Raw genomic sequence first — 20092 nt, forward strand, 5'->3', positions numbered from 1 at the left:
CATTGTTTATCGGGGCGGGCCCGTTGTCTGCGGGTTCGCCCCCTGGGCTGTGAAGGGCGGTCGGATGTCACCGCGTCCGATTCTCTGCTTGATAATCCGAAAGGGGACTGCATGTTCAAACACGCTCAATCATTGAGGAAGGTGGGAGCTCGAGCGCTCGCCTCTGCCGCGTTGCTCTTTGCGGCGGCAGGTTCGCTTGCTGTGGCTCCGGTGTCTGCGTTTGCCGCAGATGCTCCTGTGAAAAATAGCGTTGTTCCCAACGCTGCACAGTATAAGTATCAAAAGGACGAGCTCGCCGCTTTCTGCCACTTTGGTCCCAATACCTTCAACGAGATCGAGTGGGGCGAGAATTACGGCAATAAGCCCCCGAGCGAGATCTTTACGCTCACGGAAGATTTTGACGCCGAGAATTACGTCAAGACCATCAAGGAAGCTGGCTTTACAAGGCTCGTCGTTACCGCCAAGCATCATGACGGCTTCTGCATTTGGCAGTCCGATCTGACCGAGTACGACATGGGTGGCGTCACCCAGTACAAGGGTGGCAAGGGCGATATCCTAGCTGAGCTTTCGGCCGCCTGCTCCAAGTACGACCTGGACATGGGCCTGTATCTCTCGCCATGGGATATTCACGATGCTTCATATGGCTATTCCAATGGCGAAGCGCCCGGTATCGGCACTTCGACCGATCCCAAGGTCAACTACAACTACTACTACGATGGTCAGCTCAGGGAGATCTTGGGCAATCAGAAGTACGGCAACAACGGAAAGTTCGTTGAGGTCTGGATGGACGGCGCCAAGGGTTCCGGCGCCAACGCCCAGGTGTACGACTTCCAGCGCTGGTACAACACCATCAACGAGCTCGAGGGCGACGACTGCCAGATCTTCCAGGGCGGTACCTTTGCGGGTATCCGCTGGATCGGCAACGAGAACGGTCTTGCGCACGACACTACCTGGGGCCCGTGCAAGACCGATACCAGCGCCAAGGACGGTTTCAACACCAACCTGAGCGGCGGCTACAGCAAGGGCTTCGCCGATGGCGACAAGTGGCTCGTCCCCGAGGCCGATGCTCGCATCACTTCCGGTTGGTTCTGGGGTACGACCAAGAACACTCCCAAGACGCTTACCGAGCTGGGCAATATGTACTTCCAGTCCGTCGGCCACGGCGCTCCGCTGCTGTTGAACGTACCGCCCAACAACAAGGGCAAGCTCGACACCGCCATTGCCGACCGCGTGCGCGAGTTTGGCCAGAGTATCAAGGAGTCGTTCAAGGACGACCTGACGCGAGCCAACGACAAGGGCCGCGCTGCCGCTACGGCCCAGGCCAGCAGCACCTGGAACGACAACGAGGACTACGGTGCCTCCAAGGTTCTGGATGGTAAGGACGATACCTATTGGTGCGCAAAGAGTGCAACCGACCAGACGCTTACCGTCAAGCTGCCCAAGCCCACCACGTTCGATATCGTCTCCATTGAGGAGGCTATTCAGAACGGTCAGCGCATCTCTGGTTTTACGGTGTCCTATCAGACCGAGGAGAACGGTGCCTGGATCGACTTTGGTCGCGGCGGCACCATCGGTGCCAAGCGCCTTGTTCGTGGCGCTGCGGTGACGGCGACCGCCGTTAAGGTTACGTTCACCACGCACAACTTTGTCAATTCCGAGTGGCGTCTGCCTCAGATTTCTGAGTTTGGCCTGTACAAGGCGTCTCGTGGTTTTGAGAAGCCGGCTCCGCTGCCCGAGGGCATGACCGGTATCGATAACACCGAGATGACCAAGACCGGCAGTTGGAACGCCGAGAAGATTGACGGCTGCTTCAAGGGTACGAGCATGTGGACCACGCAGTCGGGCGCCACGGCCTCCTTTAGCTTCACGGGCACCAAGTTTGCCATCGTGGGAACCAAGGATCCGAATCACAGCACGTTTACCGTTTCCGTCGACGGCGGCGCGCCCCAGACGGTCGACACGCACGATTCCGTTCGCACCGTTCCGGCACTGCTCTTTGAGTCCGATACGCTCAATCCCGGCACGCATAACGTTGTTATCAAGGCGACGGGTACCGTCGGCATCGACGCCGCTGCTTATCTGAATAACGACAGCACCGGTATGTTCGATTTCACCGAGACCAATGTCACCATGGACGAGGACAGCATTCACGCCTTTACCATCCGTCGTACGGGTGGCTCCAAGGGTTCTGTAACGCTGGTCGTCCAGCCCGAGCCTGGCTCCGCCATCCAGGACAACTTCGATACCACGCCGCAGGAAGTCACCTTCGCAGACGGCGAGACCGAGAAACAGGTCAATATCAAGACCCGTCGCGTTGTGACTGGCTCTGCTGCCAACGGCGACAAGCAGTTCTCGGTTTCTCTTGCGGTTAAGACTGGCGAGGGCGTTGTCATTGGCTACCACGGCGTGGCAGACGTCACCATCACCGACCTCGACGCGGCGTGCAACGCGCTCATCGCCCGTGCCGAGGCCCTGGATACGGCTAACTTTAATGCCGATTCCATCGCCGAGCTGAACGCCGCTATCGAGGCTGCTCGCCACGCCGCCGATAACGGCGACGTTAAGGGTGCCGAGGTGCGCAAGGCTATGAAGGCCCTGCAGGCCGCCATGGACAACCTGTCGTTTGCCTTCCCCTCAGAGGAGGGCAAGACCGTGACGATCGAGGCCGAGTACGGCACGATGCACGACGATCACTCCAACGATCGCGACCAGTGGGGCGGCAACTATCCCATGAAGATCGTTGAGTTTGATGGTGCAAGCGGCGGCAAGATCGTGAACGCCATCAACAACGGCGACGCCGTGTCCTATCGCGTGAACGTCAAACGCGCCGGCACCTACAGCGTGAAGCTCACGTACTCTTCGGGCTCTGCGTCCAACGCGATCAAGCTTTCCGACGACAGCGGCGTGTTCAAGGCCGTCGACTCCGTTTCCGCCGGTCATACGAACCCGAGCGAGCTCAAGACGGTGACGTTCGATCTTGTTGCCAAGAAGGCCGGAACGACCACCCTTACGGTCGGCACTCCCGGTTCTGCCTCTGCTCCGCGCCTGGACAAGTTCGACATCACGCTGAAGAGGGCAGTTGCCGATAAGGCTGCGCTCCAAAAGGCTGTCGACAAGGCTGACGAGTTGAATGCCGAGGACTACTCGGCTGAGTCTTGGAGGAGTTTCCAGGCCGCCCTCGCCGCCGCCCAGACCGTGCTCGATAACGAGGAGGCAACCCAGGCCCAGGTCAACGATGCTCTTGCGGCTCTGAACGATGCTCGCGATGCTCTCGCCGAAGCTCCTGCTTTCGCTTTCCCGACCAAGTCGGGCGAGACCGTGACGATCGAGGCCGAAGACGGCACGATGGTCGATGACCACTCCAACGACGCCGACCAGTGGGGAAACACGTATCCCATGACGGTCATGCCTCTCGACGGTGCCAGCGGCGGCAAGGTTGTGGATGCCATCATGAACGGCGACGCCGTGTCCTATCGCGTGAAGGTCGAGCGCGCTGGCACCTACAGCGTGACGCTCACGTACTCCTCGGGTTCCGCCGAGAACGCGATCAAACTCTCCGACGACGAGGGCGTGTTTGAGGCGGTTGATTCCGTGTCCGCAGGTCACACCAATCCTCGCGATCTCAAGACGGTCACCTTCGACCTCGTTGCCAAGAAATCTGGTACGACCACGTTGACGGTCGGCGCTCCCGGCAACGCCAACGCGCCGCGTCTTGATAAGTTCGACATCACGCTTAAGAAGCCCGTCGTCAGCAAGGACGAGCTCAAGAAGGCCATCGATGACGCCTCCGCCCTGGACGAGGACGGCTACACTGCCGAGACCTGGACCGCCTTCCAGGCCGCCCTCGCCTCCGCGCGGGACGTGCTCGGCAACGAGGCCGCCACGCAGGATCAGGTCGACGGCGCCCTCAAGGCCCTGAACGACGCCCGTGGCGCCCTGGCCGAGAAGCCCGTCGAGCCCGAGCCTAAGCCCGAGCCTAAGCCGGACCCCAAGCCCGAGCCCAGCCCGGACCCCAAGCCCGAGCCTAAGCCCGAGCCTAAGCCCAAGCCGACCCCCAACCCGGGTGACAACGCCGGTAACACGGGCAACAAGCCTGCCGGCAGCGGCCCCGCCGCGGCGAAGCCGTCCGGTTCTTCCAAGAAGGATCTTCCCCGCACCGGTGACGCGTCGCTCCTGGGCGCCGTGATCGCCGGCGGCTCCGGCGTCGCCGCCCTCGCGGCGGCCCGCGCGATCGACCGCAAGCGCCGCCGCTAGTTTTTTCGCATGGTCCGTCAAGGAGCGCCCTCCAGGGGGCGCTCCATTTTTGCGCCAAGACGCAATGGGCGCGTGGGCTCGATCAGCCCAATCGTTGACAAATTCGCTATGCGGCAGAAGTTCGTGTCGACATAGAGACCGTTGTCAAGCCCGCCGCTCCCGTGCCGTCGCTCATCGTTTTGTGTGAGCGCTCCGCTCAGTCGGAGTCGACTCCCCCTTTCGCTCACGTTCCATTCAGACTGGATCGGTTGAGGTTGCCGCCATCGTCCGCGAGGAAACGATGCGCCCCGAGGCTTCGGAAGCCGCGCGGCTCGCATGTGTCATGCGGGCGCGCGCTGCGCGAGCGGCGGGGCGCCTCAATAAAGTTGATCGTTATCGCCGGCGTCGCCACCGCGCTCTTTTCCCGTCTTCGTGGTACAGTCGGTGCACTTGGTTTTTCGATTTCGGCGGGCCTGGTTGTCTGAGGGCGGTCGATGCTTTTATGCTCACCAGCTAGATCGGCGCGCTCGCTCGCCGTGTGGCGGACATGCTTCGCGCACGTGACGCCGCTGCGATGATCGCGGACGAGGTCCGGAAGCTTTCATGTCGTCGAGTGCTATGGAAAGGTCTAAAGATGGCACAGGATATGCAGGATGCAGGCGTTGTCTCTGTAGAGCTCGATGCCATGGTATGCGACCTTATCGGTGCGTTCTTGGATGATCTTGCCGCGGGGGAGAACCCCGGCGTGGTCGTTGCCATCGAGGACGCCGAGTGCAACCGTTATTTGGCGGCCCTTGACGAGGACGGCGAGGAGGCCTGCCTCGAGGCGGCTAACAACTTTATCTCGGAGCATAAGATGGGCCTCAAGGACGAGGGACTGGGCCGCATCGCGCGCTATGCCATCGGCTATGCCGGCTGCGTCGAGGTCGAGGGCGGATATCATGACGCCCTGCTCGTGAGCTTCTTTGAGACCTCGCTTGAGAGTGGTTTTTCGGCCTACGTGCTGTACGAGGGCGTGGGCGCCGGCGATGGTTTTATGTGGAGCGACCCTGAACCTGCAGGTGAGGAAACCCCTCTTATCTAAAATCGCTAAAATAGACGAGTTTTCGGTAAAAGGCTCAATATTCCCGCCGAGCGTTGTATTGCTGGACGGGTCGCATACGCGTGCCGTTCGTATATGGATAGAAGATAGGGGAACTACATGCGCGTAGACAATCTGAGGAACATCGCCATCATCGCCCACGTTGACCACGGCAAGACCACACTCGTGGACAAGTTGCTCCGCGCCACGGACGCCTTCCGCGCCAACCAGCAGGTCGAGGACCGCGTGCTGGACTCCAACGACCAGGAGCGCGAGCGCGGCATCACCATCCTGGCCAAGAATATCTCCATCGAGTACAAGGACGTCAAGATCAACGTCATCGATACCCCGGGCCACGCCGACTTCGGCGGTGAGGTGGAGCGCGTGCTCCGCATGGCCGACGGCGCCCTGCTGCTCGTGGACGCCTTTGAGGGCCCCATGCCCCAGACCCGCTTCGTGCTGCGCCACGCCATCGACACGGGCCTCTCCATCATGATCGTCATCAACAAAATCGACCGTCCCGGTGCCGATCCCGAACGCGCCTACAACGACTGCCTGGACCTCATGGCCGATCTGGGTGCCACTGACGAGCAGCTCGAGTTCGCCATGGAGCACGTGGTCTACGCCAGCGCGGTGAACGGCTACGCGCGTCTCTCGCCGGACGACGACAACATGGACATGTACCCGCTGCTCGACATGATCCTGGAGGACCTGCCCGCGCCCGAGGCCGACCCCGAGGGTCCGCTCGCCATGCAGTGCGTGACCATCGACCACAGCAACTTCGTGGGCCGCATCGGCATCGGCCGCATCTACTCCGGCACCATCCACCAGGGCGATAAGATCCTCGTGGTCAAGAACGACGGCACGCAGCAGCAGGCCACCGTCAAGCAGCTCTTCACCTTCGACTACCTCGGCCGCACCGAGTGCGAGGAGGTGCAGGCCGGCGACATCGCCGCCGTGGTGGGTATCGAGCGCACGGATATCGGCGACGTCTACACCGACCCCGAGAACCCCGTCTCGCTGGAGCCGATCGAGATCGACCCGCCCACGCTCTCCATCATCTTCGAGGCGTCCACCTCGCCGCTCGTCGGCCGCGACGGCGAGATCGTCGGAGCCCGCCAGCTGAAGGAGCGCCTGTTCGCCGAGCGCGAGAACAACGTGACCATGAAGATCGAGGAGCTCGAGGACAAGAGCGGCGTGGAGGTTTCCGGCCGCGGCATCCTGCACCTCTCCGTGCTCATGGAGACGCTGCGTCGCGAGGGCTTCGAGTTCCAGGTGGGCCGCCCGCGCGTGCTCTTCAAGAAGGACGAGAACGGCAACATGACCGAGCCCGTCGAGCAGGCCGTGGTGGAGTGCCCGGACGAGTACGCCGGCAAGGTCATCGAGGTCTTTGGCAACGCCGGCGGCACCATGACCAACATGGAGACGGGCACCACGGTCACGCACATCGAGTTCAAGATCCCCACGCGTGGCATCATGGGCCTCAAGAACCGCATCCTCAACGTCACCCACGGTGAGGGTGTGTTCTATCACACCTTCCTGGAGTATGGTCCCTACGCGGGCGAGATCGGCGGCCGCAACAACGGCGCCATGATTTCCATGACCACCGAGAAGGCCGTGGCCTACGCGCTCGGTACGCTGCAGGAGCGCGGCCAGCTGTTCGTGGAGCCGGGCACCGAGTGCTACGAGGGCATGCTCGTGGGCGAGCGCAACCAGCCGGGCGACATGGTGGTGAACATTGCGCGCACCAAGAACCTGGGCAACCAGCGTAGCTCCACGGCCGACATCTCGGTGCAGCTGGTGCCGCCCCGCACGTTCTCGCTGGAAGAGGCGTTGGAGTACATCGCGGACGACGAGCTGGTCGAGGTCACGCCCAAGAACATCCGCATGCGCAAGCGCATCCTGGACGCCATTGCCCGCAAGAAGGCCAACGTCAAGGCGATGAACCTGAACAAGTAAGTTGAGGAGCCGGCAACGCGCTGATGCTGCGTAAACGAGCTGTCTCTCGAAGAGGTTGCCCGCGCCGACACGTCGAATGTCGTCAAAACGAAACCTCCCATTCCTCGGACTCTCCTTTCCAGTCCAAGAATGGGAGGTTCTTTATATCCCGATCCCATCGCATCTCATTGACACTGCAGCTCAAGCGCGCGGCAAAGATCGCCCTCAAGCGCGGATAGCACGCAGTCGGGAGCGTTGTGGGAACGAAGAGGCAGGCGCCTTTGCAAGATGGGGTGCCTGCTTTTGCTTTATCGCTTGGCGTTCTTGCGACGGCGCGTGCGGCGCGGGGCGCAGGCGGTGGCGCGCGCGATGTGGCGTGTCTTGACGGCCACCTGGTGCAGGTCCACCTCGGTGGGAGAGAGGATGTTGTAGCGCAGCGAGAGCCAGCGCAGCAGCATGGTCACCGCCACGCAGACCACGAGCGCGGTGATGTTGGACACCATGCCGGTTTCCAGAAGCGCCACGTAGGTTGCCGCGCCCGCGATGCAGGCGATGGCGTAGAGGTTCCCGCGCTGGAAGATGTAGGGCGTCTCGCCCACGCAGATGTCGCGGATCATGCCGCCGCCCACGCCGGTGAAGAACCCCATCATCACCGCTACGAGCGGATCAAAGCCGTAGACCAGCGCTTTGTCCGCACCGGTGGCGGCGTAGAGTCCCACGGCAAAGATGTCGAGGATCGCGATGAGCCGGTCTTGGTCGGCCACGAAGCGCGGAAACAGGAACACGATGCCCGCCGTGGCGATGGCGATAGGCAGGGCGAGCGGCTGGTTCAGGATGTAGACGTCGCCCACCTGCAGGATTATGTCGCGCAGCAGACCGCCGCCGAGCGAGCACACCACGGCGAGCCCCACCGAGCCGATGAGGTCGAGGTTGCGGTCCCGTGCGGCGAGCGCGCCGCCGATGCTCGCCGCGACAACCGCGATCATTTCCAGCTGGATGGGCACGGAGACCGGCGCGTCCGCGATGCATCTGGAGAGGGAGACGGCCAGGGTGACCGGTATCGATACTGCTCCGAGCGTCATCCGCGTCTCCTTTGGGCTGCGATCCGTACTTCAAAACGGCATCATCTTACACGTCCTGCCGGCGCGCGATTCCGCATTCTGAACTGCACATTCCGCGTAGTTGAAAATACGGGCTTGCGCACGGCGCGGTATCCGGTACAATAGCCGATGCTACATGAGGAGAGTTGTCCGAGTGGCCGAAGGAGCACGATTGGAAATCGTGTAGGCGCCAAAAGCGTCTCCAGGGTTCAAATCCCTGACTCTCCGCCAGTACCTTTCCGCGGCGTGTCCCACTCTTTGGGCGCGCCGCGTTCACCCCAAGCGGAGGGGTGGCAGAGTGGTTGAATGCGGCGGTCTCGAAAACCGTTTACGGGTGTTCCCCGTACGAGGGTTCGAATCCCTCCTCCTCCGCCAGTTTTCCTTTTCAACAGCTTCATCGCCGCGTTTGTGAGCTGCTGACGTTTTGCCGCAGCCGCCGTTCGACCGTTAATTGCGGAGACGTTACGTTCGCGGCGCATCGCGAACGTATACACTGCTTTCATGAACACGGAAGGAGCGATATGTTCAAGACCGATATGTCCACAACCGAGGTCATGCTGACCGATTCCCAGCGCACCGCCCTCGATCATGCGCTGGCCGATGCGCGCGAGTGCCTGGAGCGCGACGGCGGCATGTGCCCGTTCAGCGTACTCTGCACCTCGGATGGCTTTGTGGTAACCGATCATCCCGGCGAGGGCGCGGACGATATCTACAACTCGGTGCGCGCCCTGCTGGCGCAGGAGCTGCCCGAGGCCTACGTGCTGTGCTACGACGGATTCGTGGACCTTGATTCTGGCAGGATTGACGCCATCGTGTGCGAGATCGCCCGCCGCGGCGAGGCCTTTGCCACGTTGCTCGCGCAGGTCTACGAGGTGGAAGACGGCGTCTATCACTTTGCCGACGCGCCCGCTTCTGCCGGCACGGCCAAGCCGCTCTATCCGCGCGGCACCAAGCCCATCGTGTCCGGCCTGGTGGAACAGGCGAGCGAGCGCGCGGAAGACGCTTCGGGCGGGGATGCAAACGAACAAGACGGAGAGCGGGAAAACGCCCCCGCGCAGGAAGTTGAGGAGTAGGGGCATGGGAAGTCACGTTCTGGGGTTTAAGTCGTCGTGGGAGATGCTCACGCGCGATAAAGGCTGGATCAAGCCGGTCATGGTGCTTGCGATCGTGGGAATCATTCCCGTGGTGGGGCAGATCGCGCTGCTGGGCTACGGCTTTGAGTGGGCGCGCCTGACCGCGTGGGGCGTGGACTCCGCGCCCAAGCAGTCCAACGTGCAGGTTGGCAAGATCATGCGAACGGGTGGCATAGCCTTCTTGGTGGGCCTCAGCATGGCGGTCATCCTCGCCATCATCGAGACGATCGTTTTTGGTTCCGGCAACGTGCTGCTCGCGTTCCCGGGCACGGCCGGCTTCGCCGAGTTGTTCAACCGGTCCACGAGCGTTGCGGGTGCGCCCTCCTCGTTCGTGAGCACGGTGGTGAGCCTGCCCATCGGCACCTTCTTCTCAATCGCGATGATGCGTGCCACCATCTATGACGGTTTTGTTGCCGGCTGGCGTGTGGATCGTCTGGGCCAGATGATCGGGCGCGATCCCAAGGGGTTCGTGCAGCTGTGCGTGGTCTCGATCCTCACGGGGCTGGTGAATTGGGTGTATGGCGTGTTGCTGGGCGCCGTCATGGGCGTCATGCTCCTGGGTAGCTTCATCGGCGTGGTCTCTGCCTCCGCTATGGCGGGTTCCGTCGAGGGCGTGCAGGGTATTGTGATGGCGTTTCTGCAGATGGGCCCGGCCACGGCCCTGGTGTTCCTGATTGTGATCATCGCGCTGGCGTTCGTGGGTGCGTGCGTGGGCATTGCCATGGAGCTCGTGAGCATCAACGCCGTGGGCCAGTGGTTCTGCCGTTTCGACCTGGCGCGTTGGGGCGAGTCCGCCGACCCGCTGCCCGATGGCGTGCCGCTGGACTTTGGCCAGGGCGCCTCGGGATGGAATGCGCCGGCGCCGACGAACCCCGCGCGGGATCAGCAGACCGTGGTTGCCGCGCCGGCCGTGGATGCATCCGAGCCGGCGGGTGCCCCTGAGCCGGCGGCGGAGCCGACGGTCGAGCCCGCCGCGCCCGAGACAAGCCCCTCACCTGCGGAGGCGCCCGCTGAGGCGGATGCCGGCGAGTCTGCTCCGAGCGAGGAGGCGGCCCAGGACACCGCCGGCGAGCCCCACGAGGACTCGCCCTTCTCGTAACCTCCACAACGATGCGCCCCGCACGGTTAAACGGTCGCGGGGCGCATGTAGTCCTTGTGGTTTCATCCGCGTGTTATCCGGTTGAATACCCTGTACGCGCCCTGTCTGAGCTGCCCGGTTCAGATGGGGCGTAGTTGTATGGAAGCGCTGGCTGAGATTGGGTAGACATTTGGTTCAGAACGTGTCCGTGGCGTATGCCATAGTGGTGGCGCTAAGGAAAATGTGGATGTCATGAGGGTGGAACAGCAAGGTCGTCAAGAGCAGCCGCGGCATGGGCTATACTATGTCGGTCTTTTCCTGCTCCGGGCGCACCTTCACGACCCGGGGCCTTATGCCCAGAGGAGGTGACAATATGAAGGCTTATGAACTGCTGTTCTTCGTCGACCCGGCTCTCGATCCCGAGACTCGCCTCGCCGTCATGAAGCGTATCGACACCACGATCGCTGAGGGCAAGGGCACCGTCGACAACGTTGACGACTGGGGCAAGCGCAAGCTCGCGTATGCCATCGACAAGCTCGTCGAGGGCGATTACACCCTCATCAACTTCCACGCAGACCCCTCCACGATCGCCGAGCTCGATCGTGTGCTCCGCATCACCGACGCTGTGGTGCGCCACATGATCGTCCGCCGCGAGGACATCAAGGAGTAGGTGTAATGGAAGTGCGGGCCCTGCGCCCGTCAGAGAGGTAGGGAACGAGCATGAGCATCAACCGAGTTCTTATTTCGGGCAACCTGACGCGCGACCCCGAGCTGCGCGCGACCGCCGGTGGCACGCAGGTGCTGTCGTTCGGCGTGGCCGTGAACGACCGCCGTCGCAACCCGCAGACCAACGAGTGGGAGGACTACCCCAACTTCGTGGACTGCACCATGTTCGGCAACCGCGCCGAGGCCGTCGCCCGGTACCTCTCCAAGGGTTCCAAGGTCGCGATCGAGGGCAAGCTTCGCTACAGCTCCTGGGAGCGCGACGGCCAGCGCCGCAGCAAGCTCGAGGTCATCGTCGATGAAATCGAGTTCCTGTCGCGCGGCCAGCAGGGCACAGGCCAGGGTGGCTACGGTGGTGGCTACGGCAACCAGGGCGGTGGGTACGCTCCGCAGCAGCAGGGCTACGCCGCACCCGCTCCTCAGCCGGCGCCCGCGCCGCAGATGCCTCCCGTGGCCGACGTCTACGACAAGGACATCCCGTTCTAGCCCTCGGGCTTAACGGGTGTTCCGCACTTATTGAAAGGCTTATGACATGGCTAATGATTATTCTTCACGTCAGCCGCGTCGCAAGTACTGCCAGTTCTGCAAGGAGAACACCGAGTACATCGATTACAAGGATACGCAGCTCCTTCGCAAGTACACGACTGATCGCGGCAAGATCAAGCCGCGCCGTGTGACCGGCGCTTGCACGCAGCACCAGCACGACATCGCGAACGCCATCAAGCGCGCTCGTGAGATGGCGCTGCTTCCGTACACCGTCCCCGTGGTTTCCTCCCGTGGCAACCGCAACCGCGATCGCGACTAGGAGGGGAACGCAATGAAGGTCATTCTTCTTGATGAGATCAAGGGCAAGGGCGGCGAGGGCGACGTTATCGACGTTGCGCAGGGCTACGCCGAGAACTGCCTCATCCCTAAGAAGCTCGCCGTGGCTGCCACCAAGGGCAACCTGAAGCAGCTCGAGGAGCGTCGCAACAACATCGCCAAGCGCGAGGAGGTGCGTCTGGCCACGGCCAACGCCACCAAGGAGCAGCTTGCCGACAAGGCCGTCACCGTGGATGTCAAGGTGGGCGACGAAGGCGTGCTCTTCGGCTCCGTCACCGCCGCGATGATTGCCGACGCCATCAAGGACCAGCTGGGTGTTGAGGTCGACCGCAAGCGTGTCGAGCTCGGCAAGCCCATCAAGGTCGCTGGTAGCTACCAGGTCGAGATCTCGCTCTACCGCGATATCAAGGCCGAGGTCACCGTGCTCGTGGGCGTTGAGGCCCTCGAGGAGGAGGCCGCTCCCGAGGAGGTCGTCGACGTCGAGGTCGAGGCTTCCGCCGAGGAGACCGCCGAGGACGCCGAGTAGGCTCGTCTGAGGTTTCGCTTTCGTGATCGCGCCGTGTCGCTCAGAGGCACGGCGCGATTTTTGTTGGCTGGCTGTCGTTCTGCGCGCAACTGGTCAAAATTCACCGCGGTGGAGCGCAGAGCTGGGGAAAACCGTTATCAAGCAGGGCGGGGCGGGAACGGCCGAGTGAATCCTGAACACCCTCGCTATGCTGCGGCTTTGTACGTAATGCGCTAAAACAGCCTTCACTACCTGCGCATTCACGAAACCATCACAGGTATGTTGGAGCGATACCACCCCGTCTACATAGGCTTTCCGCACGTCAGAGCTTTGTAAGGTGGGCTGTGGAAAACTATTTTCTTGCGCGGCAAAAAATGTGGAAAGTGTTGAAAAGCATCGTTTGCGCAGGGGAGCGCGGGCATGTTTTTCCCCAAGCGGCAGTGGATTAACAAAACCGCATGACAGAGCCTTGACATTTGCACTTGACACGCTTGGCGGAGTTTTCCGGATGCCCTACCATGGTAGCCCCGCCGATGCTGGCGGGGTTTCCAACGCATGATGCATGGCATGAAAGGAGCGGCATGGACGCTTCGACCGATTCCTCTTGGGGCGCCTCCGGCGTGCTCGAGCGCGGCGCGCGCCTGACGCCGCCCAACAATACCGAGGCCGAGGCCAACGTGCTCGCCGCCATGATGCTGTCCCGCGAGGTGGTCGAGGGCGCCCTGGTGGAGCTTTTGCCTGATGACTTCTACCGGCCGGCGCACAAGACGCTCTTCCTCGCCATGCACGAGATGTACGACAAGAACGTCCCTATCGACGCCATCTCGCTCGTCGACTACCTCACGTCTATCGAGAAACTCGAGGCCGTGGGCGGCGAGGCGTACATCCTCGAGCTCATGGGTAACACGCTCGCGCTGGTGAACTGGCAGCACCATGCCGGCATCGTGCGGCGCGATGCCATGCTGCGCGAGATCATCGGCGCCACCAACCAGATCAACGCGCTCGCCTACAACGCGCCCACCGATACCAAGGAGGTCATCGAGCGCGCGGAGAGTATGCTGCTCTCGGTGACGGCCCGCGAGGTCAAGAGCTCCTACAAGTCGCTTTCGACCTTTATGGAGGAGGCCTACGCCGAAGCCGAGGAGGCTTGCCAGGCGGGCGGTATCGCCCAGGGCGTCCCCACGGGATTCCCGAGCCTGGACGGCATGCTCATGGGCCTGCGTCCCGGCCAGCTGATCATCATCGGCGCGCGTCCCGCCGTGGGTAAGACCTCGTTCGCGCTGAACCTGGCCCTGAACGCGGCTGCCGAGGGTTATACCGTGGCCTTCTTCTCGCTCGAGATGAGCGGCAAGGAGATCGCGCAGCGCTTTATCTGCGCGCACGCCCAGATCAACATGTCCAACTTCCGCACTGGCAAGATTTCGCCGCAGGAGTGGGTCAACATCAACGAGGCCACCGCGGAGCTCTCGCAGCTGGACATCCTCATCGACGACACGCCCGGCACCACGGTGACCGAGATTCGCGCCAAGGCGCGCCGCATGACGCACAACAAGGAGAAGTCCATCATCATCTTGGACTACCTGCAGCTCGTGAACCCGCCTGCCGGGCGCCGTGCCGAAAGCCGCGCCGTCGAGGTATCGGAGATGAGCCGTGGCCTCAAGATCATGGCCAAGGAGCTCGAGGTGCCGCTGATCGCGCTGTCGCAGCTCTCGCGTCAGGTTGAAAGCCGTACCGGCAAGCGTCCGCAGCTCTCCGACCTGCGCGAATCGGGTTCGATCGAGCAGGACGCCGACATTGTCATGTTTCTGGACCGCTCGAGTTCCGAGCAGGAGGCGGCCCGCGACGACCGCCCGGGCGAGGGCATCACGCGCATCGTGCTCGCCAAGAACCGTTCCGGCCCCATCGGCGACGTGGACCTCGTCTTCCTGCCTTCCAGCACGAAGTTCTTCGAGTTGGAGAAGGATGCCGAGCAGTAGTCGGCGGTGGTGGCGCGCGCGGCCACTATAATAGAGGGGTTGACTCAACCACAAGGCAAGGAGCTGGGCCATGTCATCGACAGTGCTCGTTGGAACGCAGTGGGGCGACGAGGGCAAGGGCAAGATTTGCGACCTCATCGCGGGCGATTTTGACGCCGTCGTTCGCTACCAGGGCGGAAACAACGCTGGGCACACCATCGTGGTGGGGGACCGCAAGTACGGTCTTCACCAGGTTCCCTCGGGCATCATGTACCCGCAGTGCGTTTCCGTGATCGGCAACGGGTGCGTGGTGAACCCTAAGGTGCTGCTTGAAGAGATCGACATGTTCGAGGCGGACGGCATCTCCACCGCCAACCTCAAGGTCTCCGGCAACGCGCACATCATCATGCCCTACCACATGGACCTTGACGGTGCTTCCGAGGCTCGCCTGGGCAAGAACCTCATCGGCACCACCAAGCGCGGCATCGGCCCCTGCTACATGCACAAGATGGAGCGCATCGGCCTGCGTATGCAGGACCTGCTCGACGAGAAGATCTTCCGCGAGAAGCTCGAGACCGCGCTCTCGCGTGTGAACCCCGAGCTGGAGCTCATCTACGGTCTGCCCACCTACACGGTGGACCAGATCTGCGAGGAGTACCTGCCCTACGCCGAGCGCCTGCGCCCCTACATCTGCGAGAGCGGCCTGCTCCTGAACGACATGATCGACGAGGGCAAGTCCATCCTCTTCGAAGGCGCCCAGGCAACGCTGCTCGACATCGACCACGGCACGTACCCGTTCGTCACCTCGTCTAACTGCACCGCCGGCGGCGCGGTGACGGGTTCCGGCGTGGGCATGAAGAACATCGACCGCGTGCTGGGCATCTGCAAGGCCTACATCACCCGCGTGGGTTCCGGCCCCATGCCCACGGAGCTCTCGTATGAGAGCGAGGAGGGACACACCCTCACCGAGGTGGGCTATGAGTACGGCGTGACCACCGGGCGTCGTCGTCGCGTGGGCTGGCTGGACGGCGTGATCGCCAACTACGCCGCCCGGGTGAACGGCCTCACCGACCTGGCGATCACCAAGCTCGACGTGCTCGGCTCCTTCGACACCATCAAGGTTTGCGTGGCCTACGACTGCGACGGCACCCGCTACACGAGCGTGCCCGAGCACCAGAGCGTGTTCCACCACGCCAAACCTGTGTACGAGGAAGTGCCGGGCTGGCGTTGCGACATCTCGGGCGTTCGTCGCTTTGAGGATCTGCCCGCCGAGGCCCGTGCCTACGTGGAGCTCATGGAGGATCTGGCGCACACCCGCGCGAGCTTTGTCTCCGTGGGTCCCGACCGCGAGCAGACCATCAACCGGTTCTGGAAGTAGCTGCATCTTCGTTGCCCGGTCGAAAGGGGACAGGCGCTTTTGCCCGGGCAGCGAGCAATGAGTTGAACGAATGCCCGATCGGGACAAAAGCGCCTGTCCCTTTTGTCATCGTGTGAAGGAGACGCCATGAATATCCTGCTACTGGGTTCCGGTGGACGCGAGCATGCCCTAGCGGTGGCGCTCGCCGCTTCGCCGCGCTGCGACGAGCTTTACATCGCGCCGGGTAACGGCGGTACCGCTGCGGTGGGCGAGAACGTGTTGCTTGACGCCGAGGACCCCGCGGCGGTGGCGGACTTTGCCCGCGAGACCGGCTGCGGCCTGGTCGTTATCGGACCCGAGGCTCCGCTTGTCGTGGGCGTGGCCGACGCCGTGCGCGCGGTGGGCATTCCCTGCTTTGGCCCCGGTGCCGAGGGCGCCCAGGTGGAGGGTTCCAAGAAGTTCTCCAAGGAGCTCATGGAGCGCGCCGGCGTTCCCACGGCGGCGTATGCCAGCTTTACCGATGAAGCCGCAGCGCTCGCCTACGTGCGCGATCAGGGTGCTCCGCTCGTGGTCAAGGCCGACGGCCTGGCTGCCGGCAAGGGCGTGGTCGTGGCGACCGAGCTCTCGCAGGCCGAGGACGCCGTGCGCGCCTGCTTTGACGGTGCGTTCGGCAAGGCCGGTGCCACGGTGGTCATCGAGGAGATGATGACCGGTCCCGAGTGCTCGCTTTTGGCCTTCACTGATGGCGAGACCGTGCGTCCCATGTGTACGAGCCAGGACCACAAGCGCGCGCTCGAGGGCGACCGCGGTCCCAACACGGGCGGCATGGGCGCCTACGCGCCGGTACCCATCGTCACGGACGAGGAGCACGCCGCCATGGTGGACGCGCTCGAGAAGACCGTGGCCCAGCTGCACGCCGAGGGTATCGATTACCGCGGCTGCCTGTACGGCGGCTTCATGCTCACGCCCGCCGGCCCCAAGGTGCTGGAGTTCAACGCGCGCTTTGGCGACCCGGAGACCCAGGTGGTGATCCCGCGCCTGGAGAACGATCTGGTCGAGGTTATGCTCGCGGTGGCCGAGGGCCGGCTTTCCGAGGTGGAGCTGCGCTGGAGCGACCGCTGGGCCGTCACGGTGGTGCTCACGAGCGCGGGGTATCCGGGCAGCTATGAGAAGGGCAAGGTCATCACCGGCGTGGAGGATGCCGAGGCCATGGACGACGTGACGGTCTACCATGCCGGCACGGCGCTCACCGACGCAGGCGAGCTCGTGACCTCCGGTGGTCGCGTGCTCGACGTGACGGCGCTGGGCGACACCTTCGAGGCTGCGCGCGATCGCGCCTACGCTGCCTGCGAGAAGATTCAGTTTGAGGGCAAGACCCTGCGGCACGATATTGGTCTGCGCGCGCTGCGCGGTCGCGCGGCCTGGGACGAGTAGGTTCACTCGCGGGGTATCTGCGGGGCGGTTGGCTGAAGGGGCATGGATATGGACGCCGAGGTTATTGAGGATGTTCAAGACGCACGGGTGAACGGTACCGGCGAGGCCGGGGTTCCGGTTGATGAGCCCCACCTCGTGCTCGGCGAGGATGCGCCGGGCGACGCCGCCCTGCACGAGCGGGTGCTCTCCGAGGAGCAAGCGTGGCGGGGTCGCATCCTGGATGTGCGCTCGCTTAAGGTGGAGCTTCCCAACGGGCACGTGAGCGGCCGCGACATCATTCGCCATCCCGGCGCCGCGGCGGTGGTGGCGCTGACGAGCGAGGGCAAGATCGCGCTCGTGCGCCAGTACCGCACTGCGCTCGATCGCGTGACGGTGGAGATTCCCGCCGGCAAGCTCGATCCCGGTGAGGATCCGCTCGAATGCGCCAAACGCGAGCTGCACGAGGAGACGGGCTTTGTTCCCGGTAAGATCCGCTACCTGACGACCATCGCTACCACGCCGGGCTTCTGCGACGAGGTCATCCACATCTACTTCGCCACGCAGCTGCGCTTTGACGGTGCGAATCCGGATGACGATGAGTTCGTCAACGTGGACCTCGTGCCGCTCTCCGAGCTGATCGACGCGGTGCTGGACGGCAAGATCGAGGATGCCAAGACCGTGGTGGGCGCGCTCGCGTGCGACGCCATAGCGCATCGGCTCGCCGCGGACGTCGCTGAGCCCGCGGAATAGGGTCCCGGAATCGGGTGTGTTTGAGATAAACGCTAAAGTGTAGAGTTTTTGGCGTCCCTGTCGAGTACGGACGCTCGCGTGCAGGTCCTTTCCTGGGGTTTTGTTGCCGAGCGAATGCCTCCTTCTTCAGGGTGAGCTGAAAAACTCTACACTTTAGCGTTTATCTCGTTTCAACCAAGAATCACAGGCAAGGAGGGTCCATGCAGAAGCCCCAACAGACCATGTTTCGCCGCTTTTTGGCGTACTACCGCCCGCAGATGCATCTGTTTGCGGCGGATACCGTTGCCGCGCTCGCCATCGCGGCGATCGACCTTTCGTTTCCGGTCATCCTGCGCTCGCTGGCGAACGGCCTTTTCACTCAAGGGAGCACGGCCATCCTGCAGGCCCTACCCTTGATCGGCCTCGGTCTTATCGCGCTCTTCACCCTGCGCTTCATCTGCCGTTACTTTGTCTCAGCGTGGGGGCACATCATGGGCGCGCGAATGGAATCGCGCATGCGCGAGGATCTGTTCGACCAGTACGAGCGCATGTGCTTTGGCTACTTCGACCAGCATAATTCCGGCGACATGATGTCGCGCGTGGTGAACGACCTCTTCGATATCTGCGAGGCGGCGCACCATGTTCCGGAATGGGTCATTACCTGCGGCATCGAGATCGTGGGCGCCATCGTCATCCTCATGACCATCTCGGCTCCGCTGGCGCTGGCCATGCTCGTGGTGACCGTGGTGTTCGTCATCATCATGGTACGCCAGAACTTCAGCATGCGTGCCACCTTTGCGGACAACCGGTGCAAGATCGCGGAGGTCAACTCGCAGCTGCAGGACTCGCTCTCGGGCATGCGCGTGGTGAAGTCCTTTGCCAACGAGGAGACCGAGCGCGCCAAGTTCCGCCATTCCAACGACCGCTACCTGGACTCCAAGGTGGCGCAGTACTTTGCCATGGGTACGTACCAGGGAACCTGCGCCGTGCTCACTGGCTCGCTCTTTACCGTGGTGGTTATCTTTGGTGGCTGGCTCATCGCCCAGGGGCGTATGAGTGCCATCGACCTGGGCACCTTCGCGCTCTATATCAGCCTGTTCTCCACGCCCATCGAGACGCTGGTGAATTCCACCGAGACGTACCAGAAGGCAATCGCCGGGTTCGAGCGCGTGGACGAGGTGCTGCGAACCGCGCCGGACGTGCAGGATCGTCCAGATGCCCGCGAGCTCGTGGTAACCCGCGGTGGCATCGAGTATCGCGACGTCTGCTTCTCGTATCCCGACGAGCGGGCCGACGACGGCGTGGAGCCGCGCCCGGTGATCGACCACTTGAGCCTCTCCATCGCACCGGGAGAGACGCTCGCACTGGTGGGTCCGAGTGGCGGCGGCAAGTCCACCACCTGCAGCCTGCTCCCGCGCTTCTACGATGTGGTGAGCGGGTCCATCCAGATCGACGGCCAGGACGTGCGCACCGTGACCCAGAAGAGCCTGCGGCAGGCCATCGGCCTGGTGCAGCAGGATGTCTATCTGTTCGACGGAACGCTGCGTGAGAATATCGCCTACGGTCGTCCCGGTGCTACGGACGAGGAGATGCGCGAAGCCGCGCGCCGCGCCAATATCGCGGAGTTCATTGAGGGGTTGCCCGAGGGCTACGACACCGTGGTGGGTGAGCGCGGCAGCCGCCTTTCCGGCGGTCAGAAGCAGCGCGTGGCCATCGCCCGCGTGTTCCTGAAGGACCCGAAGATCCTCATCCTCGACGAGGCCACCTCGGCGCTGGACAACGAGAGCGAGGAAGCGGTGCAGCGGGCCCTGGCGGAGCTCGCGCGGGACCGCACCACGATCATCATCGCTCACCGCCTCTCCACCATCAAAAACGCCGACGACATCGCCACCGTGGAACGTGGGCGCGTTGTGGAACGCGGTTCGCACGAGGAGCTTCTCGCTCGAAACGGCACGTATGCCCGGTACTATCGGATGCAATTCGAAGGCTAGCAGAGCCAGGGCGAGGACGCTGCCGCGCGGCGAG

The 20092-nt window shown here is 63.0% G+C and carries 15 protein-coding genes and 2 tRNA genes; 16 read left to right on the forward strand and 1 reads right to left on the reverse strand.

The window, feature by feature from the left end; genetic code table 11:
- Positions 1–237 precede the first annotated feature (237 nt).
- The 3 genes from GDJ97_RS02920 to typA all read left to right on the forward strand — a co-directional run bounded on the left by GDJ97_RS02920 (position 238) and on the right by typA (position 7273).
- Positions 238–4254 (forward strand): alpha-L-fucosidase, encoded by a 4017-nt coding sequence (locus GDJ97_RS02920; protein ID WP_193221286.1) that lies wholly within the window; start codon positions 238–240, stop codon positions 4252–4254.
- Between the two features lie 613 nt (positions 4255–4867).
- Entirely contained in the window at positions 4868–5317 is a 450-nt protein-coding gene (locus tag GDJ97_RS02925; protein ID WP_152069710.1) for a hypothetical protein, read from the forward strand.
- Between the two features lie 117 nt (positions 5318–5434).
- Complete coding sequence (gene typA / locus GDJ97_RS02930; RefSeq protein ID WP_152069711.1) at positions 5435–7273, forward strand: translational GTPase TypA; 1839 nt, start codon at positions 5435–5437, stop codon at positions 7271–7273.
- Between the two features lie 287 nt (positions 7274–7560).
- On the opposite strand, the gene GDJ97_RS02935 is transcribed toward typA, so the two are convergent.
- Complete coding sequence (locus GDJ97_RS02935; RefSeq protein ID WP_152069712.1) at positions 7561–8334, reverse strand: trimeric intracellular cation channel family protein; 774 nt, start codon at positions 8332–8334, stop codon at positions 7561–7563.
- 158 nt (positions 8335–8492) lie between these two features.
- Here GDJ97_RS02935 and GDJ97_RS02940 point away from each other — a divergent pair.
- From GDJ97_RS02940 to GDJ97_RS03000, 13 genes are all read left to right on the forward strand, one after another.
- A tRNA-Ser gene (locus GDJ97_RS02940) sits at positions 8493–8583 on the forward strand.
- Between the two features lie 53 nt (positions 8584–8636).
- Positions 8637–8727: transfer RNA gene (locus GDJ97_RS02945), tRNA-Ser, on the forward strand.
- A gap of 146 nt (positions 8728–8873) precedes the next feature.
- On the forward strand, positions 8874–9425 hold the full coding sequence (locus tag GDJ97_RS02950) for a hypothetical protein (RefSeq protein ID WP_152069713.1): 552 nt from the start codon (positions 8874–8876) through the stop codon (positions 9423–9425).
- Positions 9426–9429: 4 nt separating this feature from the next.
- Positions 9430–10584: a DUF4013 domain-containing protein gene (locus GDJ97_RS02955; RefSeq protein WP_193221287.1), complete on the forward strand. Its 1155-nt coding sequence runs from the start codon at positions 9430–9432 to the stop codon at positions 10582–10584.
- 352 nt (positions 10585–10936) lie between these two features.
- The gene (gene rpsF, locus GDJ97_RS02960; RefSeq protein WP_152069715.1) at positions 10937–11233 is read left to right on the forward strand and encodes a 30S ribosomal protein S6; all 297 of its coding nucleotides are present in this window, start codon (positions 10937–10939) and stop codon (positions 11231–11233) included.
- A gap of 50 nt (positions 11234–11283) precedes the next feature.
- Positions 11284–11772, forward strand: coding sequence for a single-stranded DNA-binding protein (locus tag GDJ97_RS02965; RefSeq protein ID WP_152069716.1), 489 nt, complete (start codon positions 11284–11286; stop codon positions 11770–11772).
- A 46-nt stretch (positions 11773–11818) separates the two neighbouring features.
- Positions 11819–12091: a 30S ribosomal protein S18 gene (rpsR, locus tag GDJ97_RS02970; RefSeq protein ID WP_152069717.1), complete on the forward strand. Its 273-nt coding sequence runs from the start codon at positions 11819–11821 to the stop codon at positions 12089–12091.
- Between the two features lie 12 nt (positions 12092–12103).
- A complete protein-coding gene (rplI, locus tag GDJ97_RS02975) occupies positions 12104–12634 on the forward strand; it encodes a 50S ribosomal protein L9 (protein ID WP_152069718.1) in 531 nt (176 codons plus the stop codon).
- A gap of 560 nt (positions 12635–13194) precedes the next feature.
- On the forward strand, positions 13195–14589 hold the full coding sequence (dnaB, locus tag GDJ97_RS02980) for a replicative DNA helicase (RefSeq protein ID WP_152069719.1): 1395 nt from the start codon (positions 13195–13197) through the stop codon (positions 14587–14589).
- A gap of 70 nt (positions 14590–14659) precedes the next feature.
- The gene (locus tag GDJ97_RS02985) at positions 14660–15946 is read left to right on the forward strand and encodes an adenylosuccinate synthase (RefSeq protein ID WP_152069720.1); all 1287 of its coding nucleotides are present in this window, start codon (positions 14660–14662) and stop codon (positions 15944–15946) included.
- A 126-nt stretch (positions 15947–16072) separates the two neighbouring features.
- Positions 16073–17359, forward strand: a complete 1287-nt coding sequence (gene purD, locus GDJ97_RS02990) for a phosphoribosylamine--glycine ligase (protein WP_152069721.1) — start codon at positions 16073–16075, stop codon at positions 17357–17359.
- Positions 17360–17401: 42 nt separating this feature from the next.
- Positions 17402–18088, forward strand: a complete 687-nt coding sequence (locus tag GDJ97_RS02995) for an NUDIX domain-containing protein (RefSeq protein ID WP_152069722.1) — start codon at positions 17402–17404, stop codon at positions 18086–18088.
- Positions 18089–18309: 221 nt separating this feature from the next.
- Positions 18310–20058 (forward strand): ABC transporter ATP-binding protein, encoded by a 1749-nt coding sequence (locus GDJ97_RS03000; RefSeq protein WP_152069831.1) that lies wholly within the window; start codon positions 18310–18312, stop codon positions 20056–20058.
- Positions 20059–20092 lie beyond the last annotated feature (34 nt).

Source organism: Collinsella sp. AK_207A (assembly GCF_902501965.1).
In the GTDB taxonomy this organism is placed as follows: Bacteria; Actinomycetota; Coriobacteriia; order Coriobacteriales; family Coriobacteriaceae; genus Collinsella.